The organism is Salinimicrobium gaetbulicola, from assembly GCF_042676025.1.
GTDB classification, from domain to species: Bacteria; Bacteroidota; Bacteroidia; order Flavobacteriales; family Flavobacteriaceae; genus Salinimicrobium; species Salinimicrobium gaetbulicola.
This window is the reverse complement of the sequence record NZ_JBHTJP010000032.1, coordinates 1,467,684-1,486,748: the sequence shown is the minus strand read 5'-3', so window position 1 is coordinate 1,486,748 and position 19,065 is coordinate 1,467,684. Positions and strand designations below refer to the sequence as shown.

The 19,065-nt window shown below is 32.3% G+C and carries 22 protein-coding genes; all 22 read right to left on the bottom strand.

The window, feature by feature from the left end; genetic code table 11:
- A partial coding sequence (locus ACFQ1G_RS08295) for a GNAT family N-acetyltransferase (protein ID WP_380738430.1) occupies positions 1-506 on the bottom strand: 506 nt, incomplete at its 3' end.
- Positions 507-662: 156 nt separating this feature from the next.
- Positions 663-2,234, bottom strand: coding sequence for a hypothetical protein (locus tag ACFQ1G_RS08290; protein ID WP_380738428.1), 1,572 nt, complete (start codon positions 2,232-2,234; stop codon positions 663-665).
- A gap of 178 nt (positions 2,235-2,412) precedes the next feature.
- Positions 2,413-3,216 carry a hypothetical protein gene (locus ACFQ1G_RS08285; RefSeq protein ID WP_380738426.1) on the bottom strand — a complete coding sequence of 268 codons (804 nt, stop codon included), beginning with the start codon at positions 3,214-3,216 and terminating at the stop codon, positions 2,413-2,415.
- Between the two features lie 189 nt (positions 3,217-3,405).
- Entirely contained in the window at positions 3,406-4,110 is a 705-nt protein-coding gene (locus ACFQ1G_RS08280) for a hypothetical protein (protein ID WP_380738424.1), read from the bottom strand.
- A complete protein-coding gene (locus ACFQ1G_RS08275) occupies positions 4,095-4,319 on the bottom strand; it encodes a hypothetical protein (RefSeq protein ID WP_380738423.1) in 225 nt (74 codons plus the stop codon). Before ACFQ1G_RS08275 ends, ACFQ1G_RS08280 begins: the two co-directional genes overlap by 16 nt.
- 584 nt (positions 4,320-4,903) lie before the next feature.
- On the bottom strand, positions 4,904-5,266 hold the full coding sequence (locus tag ACFQ1G_RS08270) for a hypothetical protein (RefSeq protein ID WP_380738421.1): 363 nt from the start codon (positions 5,264-5,266) through the stop codon (positions 4,904-4,906).
- 148 nt (positions 5,267-5,414) lie between these two features.
- Entirely contained in the window at positions 5,415-6,272 is an 858-nt protein-coding gene (locus ACFQ1G_RS08265; RefSeq protein WP_380738419.1) for a hypothetical protein, read from the bottom strand.
- A 148-nt stretch (positions 6,273-6,420) separates the two neighbouring features.
- The gene (locus ACFQ1G_RS08260) at positions 6,421-6,927 is read right to left on the bottom strand and encodes a hypothetical protein (RefSeq protein WP_380738417.1); all 507 of its coding nucleotides are present in this window, start codon (positions 6,925-6,927) and stop codon (positions 6,421-6,423) included.
- 161 nt (positions 6,928-7,088) lie between these two features.
- Positions 7,089-7,673: a hypothetical protein gene (locus ACFQ1G_RS08255; RefSeq protein ID WP_380738415.1), complete on the bottom strand. Its 585-nt coding sequence runs from the start codon at positions 7,671-7,673 to the stop codon at positions 7,089-7,091.
- 476 nt (positions 7,674-8,149) lie between these two features.
- On the bottom strand, positions 8,150-8,569 hold the full coding sequence (locus ACFQ1G_RS08250; protein ID WP_380738413.1) for a lysozyme inhibitor LprI family protein: 420 nt from the start codon (positions 8,567-8,569) through the stop codon (positions 8,150-8,152).
- Positions 8,570-8,712: 143 nt separating this feature from the next.
- Positions 8,713-9,330, bottom strand: a complete 618-nt coding sequence (locus ACFQ1G_RS08245; protein ID WP_380738412.1) for a hypothetical protein — start codon at positions 9,328-9,330, stop codon at positions 8,713-8,715.
- A 170-nt stretch (positions 9,331-9,500) separates the two neighbouring features.
- On the bottom strand, positions 9,501-10,112 hold the full coding sequence (locus ACFQ1G_RS08240) for a hypothetical protein (protein ID WP_380738410.1): 612 nt from the start codon (positions 10,110-10,112) through the stop codon (positions 9,501-9,503).
- 150 nt (positions 10,113-10,262) lie between these two features.
- Entirely contained in the window at positions 10,263-11,159 is an 897-nt protein-coding gene (locus ACFQ1G_RS08235) for a hypothetical protein (RefSeq protein WP_380738408.1), read from the bottom strand.
- A gap of 156 nt (positions 11,160-11,315) precedes the next feature.
- On the bottom strand, positions 11,316-12,515 hold the full coding sequence (locus ACFQ1G_RS08230; RefSeq protein WP_380738406.1) for an AbiH family protein: 1,200 nt from the start codon (positions 12,513-12,515) through the stop codon (positions 11,316-11,318).
- 186 nt (positions 12,516-12,701) lie between these two features.
- Positions 12,702-13,100 (bottom strand): hypothetical protein, encoded by a 399-nt coding sequence (locus ACFQ1G_RS08225; RefSeq protein ID WP_380738404.1) that lies wholly within the window; start codon positions 13,098-13,100, stop codon positions 12,702-12,704.
- Between the two features lie 13 nt (positions 13,101-13,113).
- Positions 13,114-14,004, bottom strand: coding sequence for a T9SS type A sorting domain-containing protein (locus ACFQ1G_RS08220; RefSeq protein WP_380738402.1), 891 nt, complete (start codon positions 14,002-14,004; stop codon positions 13,114-13,116).
- A gap of 39 nt (positions 14,005-14,043) precedes the next feature.
- Positions 14,044-14,757 carry a hypothetical protein gene (locus ACFQ1G_RS08215; protein ID WP_380738400.1) on the bottom strand — a complete coding sequence of 238 codons (714 nt, stop codon included), beginning with the start codon at positions 14,755-14,757 and terminating at the stop codon, positions 14,044-14,046.
- A 681-nt stretch (positions 14,758-15,438) separates the two neighbouring features.
- Complete coding sequence (locus ACFQ1G_RS08210) at positions 15,439-15,924, bottom strand: hypothetical protein (protein ID WP_380738398.1); 486 nt, start codon at positions 15,922-15,924, stop codon at positions 15,439-15,441.
- 176 nt (positions 15,925-16,100) lie between these two features.
- Complete coding sequence (locus tag ACFQ1G_RS08205) at positions 16,101-16,727, bottom strand: hypothetical protein (protein WP_380738396.1); 627 nt, start codon at positions 16,725-16,727, stop codon at positions 16,101-16,103.
- A 135-nt stretch (positions 16,728-16,862) separates the two neighbouring features.
- Positions 16,863-17,519, bottom strand: a complete 657-nt coding sequence (locus tag ACFQ1G_RS08200) for an SLATT domain-containing protein (RefSeq protein WP_380738394.1) — start codon at positions 17,517-17,519, stop codon at positions 16,863-16,865.
- A 160-nt stretch (positions 17,520-17,679) separates the two neighbouring features.
- The gene (locus tag ACFQ1G_RS08195; RefSeq protein WP_380738392.1) at positions 17,680-18,315 is read right to left on the bottom strand and encodes a hypothetical protein; all 636 of its coding nucleotides are present in this window, start codon (positions 18,313-18,315) and stop codon (positions 17,680-17,682) included.
- Positions 18,316-18,470: 155 nt separating this feature from the next.
- Complete coding sequence (locus ACFQ1G_RS08190; protein WP_380738390.1) at positions 18,471-18,992, bottom strand: hypothetical protein; 522 nt, start codon at positions 18,990-18,992, stop codon at positions 18,471-18,473.
- Positions 18,993-19,065 lie beyond the last annotated feature (73 nt).

Genomic DNA, 19,065 nt, shown 5'->3' with positions numbered 1-19,065 from the left:
CTTCTTCTTCCATTTGCTAGTAATGTGTGACTTCTTAAAATTCCTTCTTCTATAAACCCACTTTTCTTTAATCCTTTTCTTGCCGCAATATTTAATACATCTGTCTTACTTTCAACTCTTTCTAAATGAAGTTCCTCGAAACAATATTTTAATAGAATCAATTTTATGATTTGATTTATACCGGTTCCTTGAATACTTTCTGATAACCAGGTCCAACCAATCTCAATTCTCTTATCTCGTGCGGAAAAGTTTCCTAAGCTTGTTGATCCGATTATTTTATCATTTTTTCTATCAATGATAGTGAAGGCTAATCTTTCTTCATTTTCAATTGATTTTATTGCAATTTTTATCCAATTTAAAAGCTCTTCTTGCTTTGATAAATTACTGGTGAAATAAGTCCAAACTTTGTCATTTTTAGTCAATTCTTTCATTTCTTCGAAATCATCTTCTTTTATTGGACGAAGTATAAACTGGTCGGTTTTTAGAACTTTCTTGTAGTTGAGCATGTTATGATAATTGGCTATAACGGTTTGGCTATGCGTAGTGCGGGATTAATATGCACTTCACTTTCAGTTTACCGATATGTTTGTTAATATTCATTCACTTTCAATTTAGCACCAAAACCCGCATTACGTATAGCCGTTGTTGTGCGTTCGACTTTTTCATTTTCTCTCATATACCACCATTCTAATGTTATTATAGTTGTCCTGTCTCGATAGCTTAATTTCAACATTTATATTGTTCTCTGTTGTCCAAACAAATGATTGATTTTTCTTTTCTTCATCTATCGAATTGGGTTCGCCAAGTTCATTAGTTAGAATCAATACAAGGTCATTAAATCTTGTCAAAAAAACTTCACTTTCCGACTTATCATTTCCAAATTCAATTCTATCGGTCTGTGTTTTTTCCCAATTAATTGTTATAGCTCTAACTAAATCAGTCTTTTTAGTAGCATAATACATAATTGAGTTTGAGATAATCGAATCTTCTACAACAAGGTAAGATTTGTTAATGTCGATATCATAATTCTTAGGGTTCCAACTGTCTCCAATTCCAGTTTTGTGATTTGGTGTAATGTCAAAAGTTTTCCATTCCTTTTCTTTCGACTCCACTTTGGTAAGGGGCAGTTTTGAAAAATCAACAAGGATTGTTTTAAGTCTATTTTCAAAAATTTCGTTTGACCTTTCTTTTCCTAATGTTTTCGGTTTTAATTCAAAGTCATTCACTAAAAAGGTTGCATAAATCTTGTTACCCTTAATTGTTGTCAGACCATAAATTTGGTCATTCGATGTTTTGAATTTGAGCAATTCATTAGAGCTATTAAAGTTTTTATAACGATAAGAGAAGTGCCAATTGAAAAATTTTACATTATCAAATATCTTCTCAAAAGGCTGTATTTTGTTATTCACTATCCGTGAGAGATACGAAGCTGTGTCTGTTTCAAAAATATGTAGAAGTTCATCATTATAAACAAAGGAACTGACAATGCTAGGGTGATATGAAAAATCAAAATAGTCTGCATTCTCATCTTCATAAATCACTTCATAGCCTTTTGATTCACTGTACCAAGAGTAGTTCTTACCTGTCTTCTCTATGTTTTCATAAGTCACATCATTATCGCATTTTGTTAGCTTCTTTGGGTTATTGATTCTCAGAACTTTAAAGGAATTAGTCAAATAATAAGTGCTGTCGATTTTGTTTATCAATGGTGTTGTGGATTCCAAAACATATTGACTGTCTGTTTTCTTGTCTTTAAACCACGTTTTTCCACCCCATTCACCAAAGTCTAAAGAGTAGACATAAAAGTCTGAATCTTCCCATACTAAGTCGTCCGTTTTGTCAATCTTGTTCCACTTTAAATTTGTATTATCAAGATAATAGCTTTGTTTGTCCATATACGGCTTCAGAATAATGCTATCGTTTTGCACATAAAAATCCAAGTAGACTGTTTTCATTTCTTCGGGGCAGTCAATCACTTTTTCTAATTGATTGTTTGAAAAAATATAAAGCCATCTTTTTCCGTAGCCACCATATTTCATTAATCGTTGTTCAAAAAGCACATAATATTTGTCCTTATATTCTAATGCGTGAGTCATTCTGCCATTTACACTTATTGAAATTGTGTCTTGAATAAGAGAAAAACCACTCTCTAGATTTGTCACGTTGGAATTTTGTTGCCCATTACAAGCAAAAAGTGTCAATGATAAAATTAGTATTGCAAAAGTTCCTTTCATCTTCTTGTTTGTCGTGAGTTTGTTCCTTAAGCTGACGCACAACGTCTCCGGTTAACGCAAGTAGCGGACTGGGGAAGCGATTAGTTGTCGGTTAAGTTATCTTTTTAAAAGTAGTCAAAAATGTCATTTTAGATGGCCTGCCGCTATTTGCTCGTTAACCGATGTTGGCAACAGTATTTTAATCTATTATTACTTTGAAATATTTCATATTCTGTTCGAATATCTGACCAACTTCAACTGGTTTGTCGTTATAAATTATTGACTTGAACTTACAGTTATTCGTTTCGGTAACTTTATAGGTCAAGAAATATCCTTTTCTATTTTTTTGTTTTTTGGTTACGACCCCTTTGATTTTACAGTCAAAATCTTCTCCTTCTACGATATAGGAGTAAACAAATAAACTTGTTCTTTCACTTCCATCATATTTATATGTTCCACTAAATGGAATTGTAATTGTGTCGCCAACTTCTAGTCTTTTAAAGCTTCGTTTATTTTCTTTTGATAATTCTTTTAGTTGCTTTTCTATTTTATCTAGTTCTGGTTTATATGGTTCAAATTGTTGAATAAAACATTTTTTATTTTCCATGAATAATCCGTCTTGAAAAGCTTGTTTTCGTAGATCAGGTAACTTCTCAAACCGTTTTTTTCTCAGTCGATCTATTTTATTTGAAGACATAAAATCATAAGTGTATTCAAATAGAAGTATTATCTCTAGATAATTGCAATTTTCGGGAATTGAGATTGTTGACCATTCATAGCCAAGTCCAGCGAATATTAAATTTTCAGTTTCTTTTGTCAGTTCAATTTTGAAGTAACCATTTAAGTCGGTTTTTCCAATTTCAGTTGTGTCTTGGTTAAAAATTTTAATTTCAAATGGGGTCTCCAAATCTTCGCCAATAACTCGACCGCTCAAAGTCCGTTGACCAAAGGCAGAAAAAATGCAGAACAAGAGTAGGAGGAAGTATATAATTTTAAATCTCACGTTTGTTTAATATTGTTGCCAACGTTCCCGGTTAACGCAAGTAGCGGAGTAGGGGACGCGAATTTGTCGGTTAAGTTATCTTTTTAAAGGTAGTCAAAAATGTCATTTTGAACGGTCTGCCGCTATTTGCTCGTTAACCGATGTTGTGTGTAGTGCTTTCCGCAATGTTCTTTCAAGTTCGTATTTTTATTAATCGACCAAATGAGATTTTATATTTTCAATAATCCGTTCCATATAATTCCATTTTTTTTGAGTTTGCAACGTAATTGGATGAGCAACTCTATAGGTGTGAAATGGAAATGGTTTGGCGGATATTCTCGCTAACTCTGAGTTATCAATTTCGTTATCAACTTTGCTGAATTTAATTTTATCTTTTATTTGGCGTTGTATTTTTTCGTCCCAACTGTTGTCAGTAAAAAATATAATTACATCTGGATTTGTAATTTCAATTTCTCTTTCTAAAACATCAAAATTCTCACAGAAGAATTTAAAATCATCGTAATCTATTGCGGTTCCCTCGACTGCTTTAGAAAATTTAGAAACGTTTGTCCACAAAAAATTTTTCTGTCCAATCGTTTCGGGCATCAATAGGTTTTTTGTTTCATAAACATATTGCCAAAAAGTAGTGTATTTACCATTTTCACAAAGTTCAAATTCTTTGTACCTATCAATGCAGTCATTAACATCGAGATTCAAATCGCCCATCCATCCGTTTGGTTCACGTCCAATAAAAAGCATTTTATATTTAGATTTCAAATAATCGTTTTCCCAACAGTACATAAGGTTCGTGCCGTCAATATTATCTGGAAATGTATTCTTTTCTAAAAGTCGTTTTGTCTCTTTTTCGTAAAGTTCAAATAATTTTTTGTTGATTTCCATTACAATTTCGACCATTGGTGGTGGTTTCCTGACGGACAACCAAAAGCTTTTGGTGTGCTTTTAGATTTCACTAATAAGGCACATTTTTTACATTGGTAATTTGTAGTTCCAACTTCACCCAAATCAGTCCATTGATGATGTCCACCGCTTGGACAACCAAATACTTTAGGTGTTGAACTGTTCGTAATATGCGTTGCACATTTTTTACATTGATAGTTTTTCATATTTTTCTGTTCTTGGTTGATTTCGGGTTGTTTTTTTGCATTACACACAACGTCTCCGGTTAACAAAAGTGGCGAGTAGGGAAGACATCACTTTCCGTGGAGACGAATATTTGTTATGGAAATAAATGTAGGAAATTATCGCTCAAAAAGCCATTTTAGTTAACCGTTGTTGCAACACGCTTAGAAATCCGCTAGGAGTTTCCCGATGAGATTTTAATATTCATTTTTCCCGAAAGAATGATAAAGTTAGGCTTTTCCACAGCGTCTGAGTGAAGTCCGTTTTTCGTGATGGACAGGAACCGCCACAGATAAAAACTCAAAAAGTTGCTTTTAATGACTGATTTTTCGGACAGAAAACTAAGGTTGGCAAGGTTCAAAAACCTTACCTCTCAAAAAGGGCAAAAAGGAGTGTCTTTTCGATTAATAGAGTGTGTTGCAACGTTTCCGGTTAACGCAAGTAGCGGATGTTGGGAAACTTGATTTATCGGTTAAGTTATCGTTTTAAAGGTAGGCAAAAATGTCATTTTTGAAGGCCTGCCGCTATTTGCTCGTTAACCGATGTTGTGCACTGTTTTATATGTCCATCAAAACTCAACATCATTACTGATGCGTATGGCATCTATAATTTGGGTTTTCATTTTTTTAGTTTTCCCAACCCAAATTGTCTTTTTATGAGTTGTATAATTCCATGTATAAACGTGAATAATGGAATCAGTCAGTATTTCTTTTTCATTTAGAATTCCGCCATCAAATTCATTTAAATCAGAATTGATATTCAACTTGTAGTGTTTGTCAGGATCAGTATGAAAATATATTTTATGAGCATCATGGTAATTTTGTCCAATTAGTTCTTCAATTTGTTCTACTGGTTTATGCCAAATATCCAAATACCATGAGACTGTAAATCCGACAACGAGAATTATTATGAATACTAAAAGCTTCTTCATTTTTTAAATAGTGCACAACGTCTCCGGTTAACGCAAGTAGCGGTTTGGGAAACGATTATTTATCAGTTAAGTTATCTTTTAAAGGTAGTCAAAAATGTCATTTCTGAAGGATCTCAGCTATTTGCTCGTTAACCGATGTTGCCCACAGTTATGTATCAAAGCGCATATCATTATCCAAAGATTCTCCCAGATCAGACTTCCAAAATTCATCGATGTTTTTTAAAATTTCTTTTTCAATTTTTTCTTGTTGAGCTTCACCCGCTTTTGGCATTTTTTCTACTCCGCGAAGTCTATTGCTTACAAAAGAATTGAATGGATAAAATTCCACTTGTTGAGGAACTTCAATTATTCCTCCATTCGGATTTATTTCCACTTCATATAATTCATCGGTATATGGTTCACTCAAAATTGTACTCCAAAAAATAAACCTATTGAATTTACCGTAAATCAAAAGTGATGTCTTTGTTTCATTACTAACAATTGTTGCATCTAATGCTCTTGTAAAATAAAAATCTACACCTTTAATTCCACTATTATTGTTCAATAATCTACTTGTTAGTAGCATATTTACATTGTGGTGATTTTTGGGAATTGTATTTTTTTTTAAAAATTCTCTCCATTCCTTTTCCGCCTCCATCATTTTGTCATAATACCACTTTTTAGTGAAGTCTGTTCTACTAGTTCTAAGTTCTAATTGAATTACTCTCCATAAAAAAGAGATTGCGAAATAGTACAAATTTTCATCATATTCTAATGTGTACTTTTCATTTAGGTAAGGTTTAAAAATGTTTTCCGCGAACCATTTTTCACTCTTGGAAAATTTTTGTTCTGCTTTAAGTCCTAATAAATAAGGTTTTGGACCATCTTGGTCTCTTTTATTTGGCGTCTCAAAATTTCTTAAAAATCGAGAACCAGTTTCCTTGGAATGTTTAATTACGAATTTGGGATAAATGTGACTTTCCACTAAGTCAGTTTCTTCTTCATATAAAGCACAGATTCCTTTCATAATTGTGGGCAACGCTCCCGGTTAACGCAAGTAGCGGACCTGGGAATGTGAATTTGTCCGGTTAAGTTCTATTTTTAAAGGTAGTTAAAAATGTCATTTTAGATGGTCTGCAGCTATTTGCTCGTTAACCGATGTTGTGCACAGTTTATTATAAATCATCAATCTCATCTATAATTGTAAAGAAACTATTTAAATCACAATAGGGGTCCGTAGCCATTCTTTTCCCTTCTTCAATTACATCAAATTCATATTCTCCAATTAGGTCATTAAATCGGGTTACAAATATTTCCATTTTAAACTGAATATTTAAGTTGGAATAATCTATATCATCATTATTAAATTCAAAATTCTCCTCAGTTTCAATTCCTTTAATAGGTTTATTATTTTTTAAATAGGTCAATCTTGTATATCTGCCGTAAGATGCACCAAATTGTTCTTCAATTTTTACAATCTCCCCTTCTAGTTTCCAAATTTTCAAGGTTGCTCCATGGTCAATATGACTTCCGGTAATTTCATTCCAGTCATATTCATTTAGTTTTAGGCTGGAATTTGAGTCCACGGAACCGATATAGTTGTCAATTTCTTTTACCGTAACATCTTGAGAAAAAGCTGTCAAATTAAAAAATATGAATACTATTATTAATTTAAATTTCATTGGAAACGGTTTAAAATTGTGCACAACGTCTCCGGTTAACGCAAGTAGCGGACCTGGGAAAACGATTATTTGTCGGTTAAGTTATCTTTTTAAAGGTAGTCAAAAATGTTATTTTGAACGGTTCTCCGCTATTTGCTCGTTAACCGATGTTAGCAAATGTTTTAATCAGAGTAATTTATTTGATAGGAATGATTTTTCCAAGTAATTCGAGCTACTCCCGACCCTAACTTGTTGGAGACAAATCCTTCATTATTTGAATAATAAAGAATGTTTCCAATTCCATATTCTCCGTAATCTGCAGCTCCGTCAATAACAATAAATTTTGGTTCACTTTTGTAATTGTTGAATGCCACCAATTGAAAAATTCCATTTTCTTTATCCTTCATTATACAAACGAAGTCATTTTTTCCATCATTGGTAAAATCATTTTCAATAAAAGAATAACAGTTCCTCTTGGGATAAGGTCCGTAATCTGAAGTATAAATTGATAAATCGGTCTCCTCAATAAAAGACCAATTCTTAAGTTCATCTCCTAACAATCGTATTTTTTCCGGTATAGAGCACTCACTATTCGTTTTATTTATTTCTTGGTTTGTCAGTTTATGTGAAATTTCTTGATTTGTTTCTGCTAAATCAGAATTAACTTCTTTTTTGAAACTATCGTCTCCTTTTTTGTTTGAATTACAAGCAAGTAGTAATAAATAAAAAAGGATCAAAAATGTTTTTATATATCTTTTGAAGTCCACTTGAAAATGATTTTTTTATAAAATATTTGCTAACGTTCCCGGTTAACAAAAGTGGCGAGTAGGGAAGACTTCACTTTCCGTCGTAACGGGTTTTTCTTATGGAAATAAATTTAGGAAATTATCTCTCAAAAAAGCCATTTTGGTTAACCGATGTTATGCAACGGCTTTCCTTTTAATTATGTTATTTCCAAAAATTTTCAAGAATAATGGACTAAAGATTAGTTCGGGTAAAATCGCGGGCAAATAGAAAAATAAGAACATAAAATCAATCTGGAAATGCCAAAATGCCCAGATCAAAAACGAACTTGAAATGGTCATAATTCTTGTCAGGATAATTACTGAAATACTTGTCAGTAATGATTTTTTGTTCTTGTAAAGTATATAACCCTGAAAAATCGCTCCCAGTAAAAATGTAATCGACCCTAAAAATAGAGTCAGAACAAAAAGTTCAATTACTGGTGTCGGTTCCTGTTCCATTACTTGTTGAGAGTCAAAACGGATATAAAACTTTCAAGTTCTATTGTTCTTTTTTTTGTTAGGTCGAGTTTTGTCTGTGCTGCAACAGGAATCCACATTGTTCCTTCCAAGTCATAGTATAGCTGATTTGAAAATTCAATCTCTTTGTCTCGAAATTCAATCCATTCTCTTTGAGAGATTTTTAATTTTTCTTTTTGTTCAGCCATCAACAAGTCTAATAATTCTTTGTATGCCTTGTTTAATTCAGCGTCCCATTTTTCTGTTGCCGTATTCACACAGTCAGTCATTCTTTTTGTTGAGTAGTTTTCACTTGAATCAAGACAATCTTGGAGTTCTTTACCGATATGATCTGTACTGTCGACCTGTCCGTAATTGAATACAGAGAAAAGGATCAATATTGTAGTCAGCAGGATTTTCATTAGTTACATTGTCTTTTTAGCTGTTGCATAACGTCTCCGGTTAACGCAAGTAGCGGAAGTTGGGACGCGAATTTGTCCGGTTAAGTTATTGTTTTAAAGCTAGTCAAAAATGTCATTTTTGAAGGATATCAGCTATTTGCTCGTTAACCGATGTTGCCATTAGTGTTTTTTTCGGATACTATTTTATTTAATCTAGGTTGAATAAACCAAATCCCAATTGGAAAAAACCAAATCATAAAGAACTCTCCTATAAAATCACTAAAGGTTACAGGTCTTTCTAATTCAGTAATTTTAATTGTTTTTGAAACGAAATAGAGCAAATAAAACATACAAAACATTGAAAAAAGATGCATGGGTATAATAAAAATCAGCATTTTACCAACTATTCCACCAACTGCATTACTCCCAATAGAAATTCCGAAAAAGGTAGTGCCGATTAATATAAAAATGAAAAGAATATAAAATAATGGGATAAAGAAGAATACTTTAAACTTTTTGATTTTCATTTTTATTTCAGCCGGAATATATTTTTGAAGGCCAATTCCAATTGACCAAAACCAGCCGAAAAATACTCCCGTATAAAGTAACATTATAATAGGAGATGATATTAAAATGCTGATCATTCCGGTTAGGTCCGGATTACCATTAGAATCAATATTTAGGAACATTAAAATCGATGCAACAATTTGTAAGAGAAAAGGAATTCCAAACATTAGAACGAATAATTGCCAATGTTTGGCATTTAGAAATTTGTTTTTCATTTGGTTAAAGTTTTTTCAACATTAATGGCAACGTACCCGGTTAACGCAAGTAGCGGACTTGGGAAACGATTATTTATCGGTTAATTTATTGTTTTAAAGGTAGTCAATAATGTCATTTTACAAGTGTCTACCGCTATTTGCTCGTTAACCGATGTTGCCACACGTATTTTTTATTCTCCCTTAATAATATCGTTCGGTTTTGGCGGTGGCGGTGGTGGTGGAATCTGTCTGAAATAATCAAAAGCTACTCTCAATTCAATTGAATCATTTATCTCGCCTTTGATTTCGTCAAATGAACGGGTTAATCTGGTTAAAAGTTCCTTTAATTCTTTTCCACTTTGGTTAGTGTCAATCGTAACTTCAACAAGAGCTCGTTCTGGCGAGTCTGAATATTGCGGAATCTCACCTTTATTAAGATAATGTCTTTTTAGGATCCGTTTTAGTTCGCTGATCGAATAACCATCGTCAATTAAGATTGAGTCAGATTTTAGCTGCAAAATGTTTTTTAATTTGATCAGTCCGCCCGTGTACACGTAAGGGATGACCCGCTTTTTTATTTTACCGTCGTCAAATTCCACCACAACTTGTTTTCCTTCATCTACATAAAACTCAGCACTTTTGTTTGTCAGTTGACGAAAATTTAATTTCGTCGTATCAAGTCCGATAAGTTGGATACTGTCCTTTTGAAATTCGCGGTCAGAGGGATAATATCTGATTTCGGTTGTTTTGTTTTCACAACCTATAATCAGAATTACAATCGCTAAAAGGAGCAGTTTCTTCATATGTGTGGCAACGTTCCCGGTTAACGCAAGTAGCGGATGTTGGGGACGCGAATTTATCGGTTAAGTTATCTTTTTAAAGGTAGTCAAAAATGTCATTTTAAGCAGGATCGTTCGCTATTTGCTCGTTAACCGATGTTGGCACCAGTTTTTTTAATCCGTCCAGTTTTCCATTGTTCCATCTTCATTAAACCAAATCTCTATAAATACTTTTTCCTCTGTTGGTTTTCCTTTCCTTTTTAGAATGTCAAATTGCAATTCTGATAGTGCTTTTTTAACAGATTTTACACAAAAATTGTACTCCCTTTTAGTGTCCCAATATTGTTCAATCTGTTCCTCGGTTTGATAATCTGTCATTATCACATCAGTTATTTTTCCATTTTTCCCAATCACGACTGTATATTTTTCTCCGCAATCAAATTTGTCCAATTTTGTCCATTTATGATTCTTAATATGGTCAAATAAAATATTGCTGATAGAATCTCTTTCCATTCTATCTATTCCGTTTTCTGAATCTACGTAATTTACTTCGTTACTAACTTCAATTATTTTTCCATTTTCTATTTTTATTGCTGTCTCATAGAGAAAAACTCTTTCGAATACTCCATCCCAACGTATGATTTTGTTTTCTTTAGATTTTTCTGGAAAACTAATATTTCCGCTATACCAGTTTATAAAAACTTTGTTGGATTTGACTTTATCTCCAAATACTTTTTTGATATAGTTAGTTGGTTTTTGATTTTTGTTTTCCAGAGAGTGGCAATCAATGATTGCACTTACAAATAAACTGTCATTTTCTATTTTGTAAATGGCTTGATAACCTCTCCAACAGTTCATAGAAGTTCCTAACTGACCATCTATTGAGTTTCTGAAACTCAAATCAAATAATCGTCCATTATCATCTTTCCGAGTTTGTAGATATTGTTCGACCAATAAGTTGTATGTCGGAATTGTGTCGTTCTTGTAAATTATGTAATCAGGAACTTGAGGACTCGCAATTAAATCGGTCAAGATTAAGAATGTAAAAATTGTTGTTAAAGTCCATTTCATATTTCTATGGTCAAATTGGTGCCAACGTCTCCGGTTAACGCAAGTAGCGGACGTGGAGAACGATTATTTGTCGGTTAAGTTATCTTTTAAAGGTAGTCAAAAATGTCATTTTAGATGTCTGCCGCTATTTGATCGTTAACCGATGTTGTGCAAAGTTTAGACGTAGTATGCTTTTTTAATGTCTTTATTCAAATCCTCTTTAAGTTCTGGAGAATTAATAGAACGAAAAATCAAGTTTCCACTACGCATTAAGTTTTCGATGTCCTTTTTACCACGAATATTTAAAAGGTTTATCAATAGGTTGGATTTAGAACTTTCGTTGTGGTGAATTACTATTATCTCCTTTATTTCAGTTTTTATTTTATTGACAAAATCAAATACTTCATTGATATAATCTTTATCTGATTCATCTAGTGAGTGCCCAAAAAAGAAAAAAATAAAATTCGAACTTTGTACCTCCTCCAATTCTTTTATAAAGATGTAGTCAGTGTCATTATTTAATTTTTGAAAATACTTGGTGAATGGAAGGAAAAATTTTTTGTTTATCTTTTCTGTAGGAATTTCATTTATTCCAACTACTATCTTGTTTAATGTAGAGTCTACTCTTCCATGCAAAAATCTAGTTTCGATGTTGCTTTTATATAACTTTTGAAAAGTTGGAGTATAATTAAAGGTGTAATGATAATCAATCTGATCAAACATTTTATCATCTAACTGATGACTTGAATTTTCGTAAAAAGGGAAAACGAATATTTCAAAAAAGTAATTAAAAATCCTTTTGAATTGCACTAATTCCTTTCTTAGGATTCGAGTGATCTTATCCATATCTAAATCGGAATAGTGTCCGTATCGCTTAATCAAGAAGTCTTTATTGAAGGATACATTATATTGAAAATCAAAATCCACAATTGAAAATTTACTGAGAACTTCAATTATTTCAACATTTCTTTTAAAAATATCTGAGGTAAACGATAGATCGTCTTCGGCTCTAGAACCACCATCAAAGACATTTTTCTGAACGTATTCTAGTGCCGTAAATAAAATATTTAGGACGTATTCTATTCTGTTTTCAAAATCAATCCATGTATCAATTTGATATTCGTTTTCAAAAAAGTCAAACCAAATGTTCGATTCAAGTTCTTTTTCCAGGATCTTAATTTTATCAAGATTAAACTCGAATTGGTTAAAATTTTCTCGAATATTTTCATATTGAAAACATTCGGAATAGACTGAATCAAACTCTAAGTTTTTATTTTTTGCTTTGACAAGATTTAAAATTTTGATGAAGTTTATATAAGATGTCGGAAGTCCGATATTTAAATCGAATCCGTTTCCTGAAATCAATATTTTAGGCATATCTTCTTTTAAATTTTGCACAACGGTCTTGGTTAAGGCAAGTAGCGTGGAGTAGGGACGCTTTCTTGTCGGCTTTGTTGTTTGTTACTTGATGTCTAAAATACACTTTTTCGACTAAGCCCGCTATTTGCGCTTAACCGATGTTGTGCACAGTTTTTTCTGACTTATTCTTAATTATTAACTACTTTAATTTTCAACCTTAATGTATTTATTCAATTCATACTCAATATAACTTATGTTTGTTATTAAGGTTGTATTTGATAATGAGTCAATAGGAATTGTACTTTCACCACAAGGAAAAGAGAAATTAATTTCATTTTCTATTACAGCGAAACTTCCTTCTTCACAATTTTCTCCCAATGATTTCATAATTACATCACTATTTGTTTTAAACCAAATGTCATACTCTAATCTAGTATTTATCTCTACCCAATTAAAATCACCACCTCCAGAATTAGTATACCTTTCTGTTAATTTCCATTTTCCAATTAATTCAGTTGGGATATTGTTTTTAAGGTCATTATTCCCTTTGGAACAACCTAAAATTGTTAAGGATAATAGTGTTATAATAAGTATTTTTCTCATTTCTCTTTTGTTTTTAATTTACAATAATCTTTTTGGTTATTACTTCTTCATTAATTCTCACTTTGAATATATATACGCCTTTTTTAAGGTAATTGGTGTTAAAGCTATTTTTTGAGTATGTTTTTATTCTTAAACCATATATATCGAATAATACCGCTTCTTTAATTTCTTTGTCTTTTACTTTTTCTGTTTTACTTTTAGTGGTTGACCTTGCACAAGGGTCAATTATTCTATAAGTAATATACTCATTTCTATTGTTTTTTGTAATCCTGTAATTACCTTCACAGGGTTGTGGCTCTGGCGGAATAATGTATTTGTATAAAATTGTACTACCACAATCATTAGTAAGCGTAATTTTGGCGTTTATGCTCCAATTATCATTATTGCCATGGGCAAGATTTTCAAACCTATCAATTAACTGTCCCATAGTAGCACTACCAGTTGATGATTCAGTTTCCCATTTTATGGCAGTTATGTTTTGCTCATGTATGTCGGAATTAACACCAACAAGCTCCATAAAAACATAATTGCCTTCTGGAGTAAGTTGAATATCTGCCTTTGGTTTACCAACCCAAATTTCTTTTTGATAGGCATTGCCATTTATGCTAGCTTCTACAAAGGCACTACCATTTACAGATGAGTTTGCAGCCTTTATCGTTATACTATTGCTGGTTGAACTAATTACCTGCAAATTTGAAGATACAGTAAAAGAAGAGTTGTTACAAGGTATAGTGTAGGAAGCAGTTTCTGTACTACAAATAGTAGATTTACCTAAAAAGGCTGCAACCGTACAATTACAATTTAAAACAGGCTGTAAAACTGGAGAGTTAAGAATAGCGTCTCGCATCCTGATGCCTTGCCCATTGGTAAAATACTTTAAACAATTTGGTCTTGTATAAGACATAATGTTTTTAGTGTCAGGATTATATCCATCTGCTTTTGTTTAGGTACAGTTAATATTTGTATAATCAATTCCATCAACCCTTAACCCAGAATCAGCAGGTGTGTCTTGAACATAATCACCACATACTGTGTTATTAGAGCCATCAATTAGTTCTTCGCATGCATTTGGGTATGTTGAAGATGCTGGTTCGGCAATAGGGTGCCCATGATGTGTATGGTATAAATTTAAACAATGTCCTATTTCATGAGAGACTACATGTGATAAGGCTGCATTTGCAGCTATAATTAAGTATCTGCCTGGAATGGTTTTGGCAAACCCATTCCATCCTGCGGTTACATTATTTACTATATAAATATTAATTGCATTTGAAACATTATTAATGGCTAATAGAGGGTTGATTTCAGAATTTTGCAAATCATTTAGCAAGGCATTGTCTATATAATCATATCCTACATAATGAAAACTAATATTGTGCGGGTTATATTTTGAGTTCAAGTCGGTTGTAATACCACCTAACTCAAAAGCTCTAATTGGGTTAGAATTATCTGAACCTATATCATCTCTAACAATATGATAATATACATTAATGCATAACATTTCTTCTGTTGATGTATTTGTAAACAACATACTTGATAGGTTAGAAAATTCTTGATTTGGAGAATAGTTTTGAACATTACAAAACTCTTGACTACAAGCAAAATGGTATATAAATACAACTAATAGTGTTAAAGTAATATTTGGTTTCAAAGTCATAACATTTGTTTAAATTGTGCACAACGTCCCGTATAAAAACAGTGCGAGCTGGCGAGCTTGATTGTCCGCAGGACAATCAGGCGTTGCAAGCGAGCACGGACTTTCGATTCGAGACACGTTTCAGCATTGTTTTTATACAGTGTTGGGCACAGTATTTTATCAGTTAATAACAAAGTTTAAAATAATCAATAGAATCACATAAGATATAATCAAGGCTACATTTCTAATTTTACTCCTTTTGCTCTCAGAATCAAATTTTTGTCCGAGCGCAATATATCTTTTGTTTCTTATAAAAAGAAAGTATCCCAAAATCATGAAACTTAGATAAATTCCAACAAACACCATTTTATTTTCCCAAATGTTGTAAGTCAGATCTAGGTTTAAATATTCAAGTATGTTTACTATTCCAAATAGAGTAAAAGATAGAATTAATGATAAAGTAATATTCGCAATATGTTCAGGTTGCTCACTTTTGGAAGGAGTCAGAAGAATGAATTTGTAAATGGAGTAATACAAATATGACATATTTATCAAGATATCTTTTAAGTTCAGTGGTTATATTGTGCCCAACGTCCCCGGTTAACGCAAGTAGCGGACTTGGGAAACGTATTTTGTCGGTTAAGTTATCTTTTTAAAGGTAGTCAAAAATGTCATTTTTGAAGGATCTTAGCTATTTGCTCGTTAACCGATGTTGTGCCTCGTTTTTATTCCAATAGTTTTAGTCAACTTATTCATTCCGATTTTTGACATAACTCTAAAACTTAATTCTATAAATAAGAATCTGGTTGCCAAAAACGCGAAAATTAAAATTGGCAATAAGTCTATGGCAGTTCCTATTCCTTGAGTTGACCAAATGATGAAAAATCCAATTATAGGATATGATAATAAAATTGAAAATAAGATTTTAAAAGCTTTGTGAAGTCTAACCTCTATTTGTCCGCTGCTATTTTGAAACTTTCCAATTAAAACACAAAGAGCACCAAAACCTACAATTGAAGAAATAACTTTGAATCCGTTTTTCTCTACTTGTCCAATAAAATCTTCCTTGACTCCCCATTTTGAAACAATATTAGAAGTCAGTCTTGTATTTTGTTTCAAGTCCGCCATTGCTAATGAACTATTTTCACTCAGATCGATTTTAAAGCTTTTGCTTGGAAACAATTTCATTTTTAGATTCCGTTTTTTTAAATGAGGCACAACGTCTCCGGTTAACGCAAGTAGCGGACTGGGAAACGATTATTTGTCGGTTAAGTTATCTTTTTAAAGGTAGTTAAAAATGTCATTTTAGAAGGGGCTGCCGCTATTTGCTCGTTAACCGATGTTGGCACACGTTTTTATTCTATTCAACCCGCTTCTTGTCTCCAAAAGTCAACGATTTTTTCATTCTGTATTTTGAATCCATAAATGACCATTGATTCCGTACACCAATCAGGTTCAACTAAAAATGTATTGTAGACATTTAGTTGAAAAGAGCAGTTTTTTTCATCAAAATTCATTGCGATTTTATCTTTACATATCTCAGGGTCTGTGTAATCTTTTGGTGCAATGTTGAAATTATACTCTTTATCAAACCTTTTATTTATAATTAGAGAGTCTTGGTCAATATCAGAAAGAAATTTGTTTAAATATTCAGGTGTTATTTCGACCATTATTGAAGTTTCTTGGTCATTGTCAGGAAATTGAACTTTTCGTAAGGAATCTAATTTGGCGAAGAAATCTGTTTGAAGTTCATTGTCTTTTAGTTTTAAAAAATCAACGGTTTTCCCAAAGCAATTGACAGAATCAATTTTCTCTACTTCTTTTACTAGTGTTTTTTCATATTTATGTCTTAAATCTTTATCAGGCTCAGGTACAAGTTCCATACTTTCAGAAATGGTTTGAGAATCCTTATTCTCAGAATTTCCGCATCCAAGCAATGTTAAGACAATCAATATGTAGATTTGATTTTTCACTTTTTTAATGTGTGCCAACGTCTTCGGTTAACAAAAGTGGCGAGTAGGGAAGGCATCACTTTCCGTGGAGACGAGTTTTTGTTATGGAAATAAATGTAGGAAATTATCGCTCAAAAAAGCCATTTTAGTTAACCGTTGTTGTGCAACGTCTTTTTACTTCATAATGAGGTAAAGGATGATTCCAGGAACAATTATGGCTGTCCAATAGACAAGCTTGGTTTTAATAAAATAACTTCCCAGCGTACGCAATTTGAAGCCCCATCCTAAGGTTTTGTAGTAATCCAAATGTTCACTTTTGAATTTTCGATTATCAATTGGAGAGTGGTTATCATATTTTCTTAGGACGTTTTGATAACGCTGTTGTAAATCCTGAGTGAATTCCATTTTTTCTACATCAGTTGCTGCTTTTCTATACGTCTTGAAATTTTGCAATTCGTTGTACAAGTCGGCTAAATCTAATGCGCAGTCGTGGAAGTTTTTTGCTCTGATCTGGTAGTTCTGAGCATTCTCGTACAACGAAAAGACAAGAAGGAGAATCGAAGTAGCTGTTATTGAAAACGCAATAATATTTGCCGAGTCAGGATCTTCTCCGGGATTGTAAATTTTGTAAACAGTTAATAGTCCGAAAATAATCAGATAGACGGAGAGAATGCTGATACAAAGATGTGAGAGTTGAGCTGTTGCTTTTAGTCGGCTGTCAGCTGTAAATCTTGTTCCTTTAGTTGACCAGATTTTATGCTTTAATTCTTCAAGAAAATCCTTGTCAAGATGTTCTTTTCCTTCTGGTTTATCAAATTTTTTTGCTGACATAGATTTTTTTAGATGTTGCACAACGGTATCGTGTAACGACAAGTGGCGCGGAGTAGGGAAGGCGAACTTGTCAGCTTAGTTGTTTCTAATTGGTCTCTAAATTACCGAATTTTAGCAGAATGCCCGCCATTTGCGTTACACGGTGTTGTGCAATGTTTTTTTACTTGCAATCTATTTGATGTTGTCTTTCTTCAAAGTGTTTTAAGATTTCTCCTGTTTTTGGGCTAATCCATAGTATTTCTTCATTCGAAAAACACATTTCTTGATAAAGAGTATTGAAAACGATCCAGTAATAATATTTGTTTTTTGAATCAAATTCTAATCGCTTTATTGGTTTTCTAATCGATTTTTTTAAATCCTGGTCTGAAATAATCTTGTCTATTTTTTCTTCACTTATCCAATCAGAATTTTTATCGTTTAGGAGAAATTTTGGGATTTTATCTAAATTGATTTTTTCACTCAAATTTAGCTGTGAGTCCAATTGGACTATTATCGTTTTATCTACGAATTTATACTGAAAATCAGGATGGTTTAGTAAAAACACCATTTGTTTGGCATTTACAAATTCTCCTTTGGTCTTTTTTCCTTCATTAATGTTTTCCCATTTAATTTTGCCAGACTTTGTCCGATATTTATAAAATGAATCTGGACTAAGTTCAAAGTATTTATAAAGGTTTTCTCCGACTGATGATTTTAAATATTCCTTTGCTTTATCAATTACTTCTGTTTTCTGATATTGCTGACTTATACCTGAAATAGAAAGCAATAAAAAAAATAATGTTATACTCTTTCTCATTCTTAAAAATATTGCACAACGTTCCCGGTTAACGCAAGTAGCGGAGTAGGGGACGCGAATTTGTCGGTTAAGTTATCTTTTTAAAGGTAGTCAAAAATGTCATTTTAGATGTCTGCCGCTATTTGATCGTTAACCGATGTTGTAGCACGTATTTTTTATATTCCATCTACTTTAATCAATGCTAAAATTATTGTTATTCCTATTCCAATAAAAGAAGCAATAATATTTTTACTTATCAATTCTGTTTTTCCAATCCCATAAATCATATCGCTGATCCTCTTTTTATTCATAAGAATAATAATTAGAAACAATAGTAAGAATCCGACAATGTTTATTAAAATCAGAGTGTTATCAGTGGAGTCAATATATTTAGCTGAAAATGCCAAATTAGAAATTAGAAAATAGAAATAAGATTGAATTAAAACCCAACCAATTTTATTATTAATAAAAATTCCGAGGAGTGGAATTAACAAGATTATTGCAGGTCTAAAATAAGATGTTTCTTTTAGTACATTCAGAAAGTTTTGAAATCCGTTTCCAGTTTCCGCAACAAACTTCAAATGATTTGAAGTTTCAATTTTTCCAAGCACTAAGGAGAAAACAAATAAACTCAATATTGTGAGCTTAATTATCAAAATCAGATAGTTGTTCTTAATGTTTTCTGCGGTTAGTTTCATATGTGCTACAACGTCTCCGGTTAACGCAAGTAGCGGTCATGGGAAACAATTGTTTTGTAGGTTAAGTTATCTT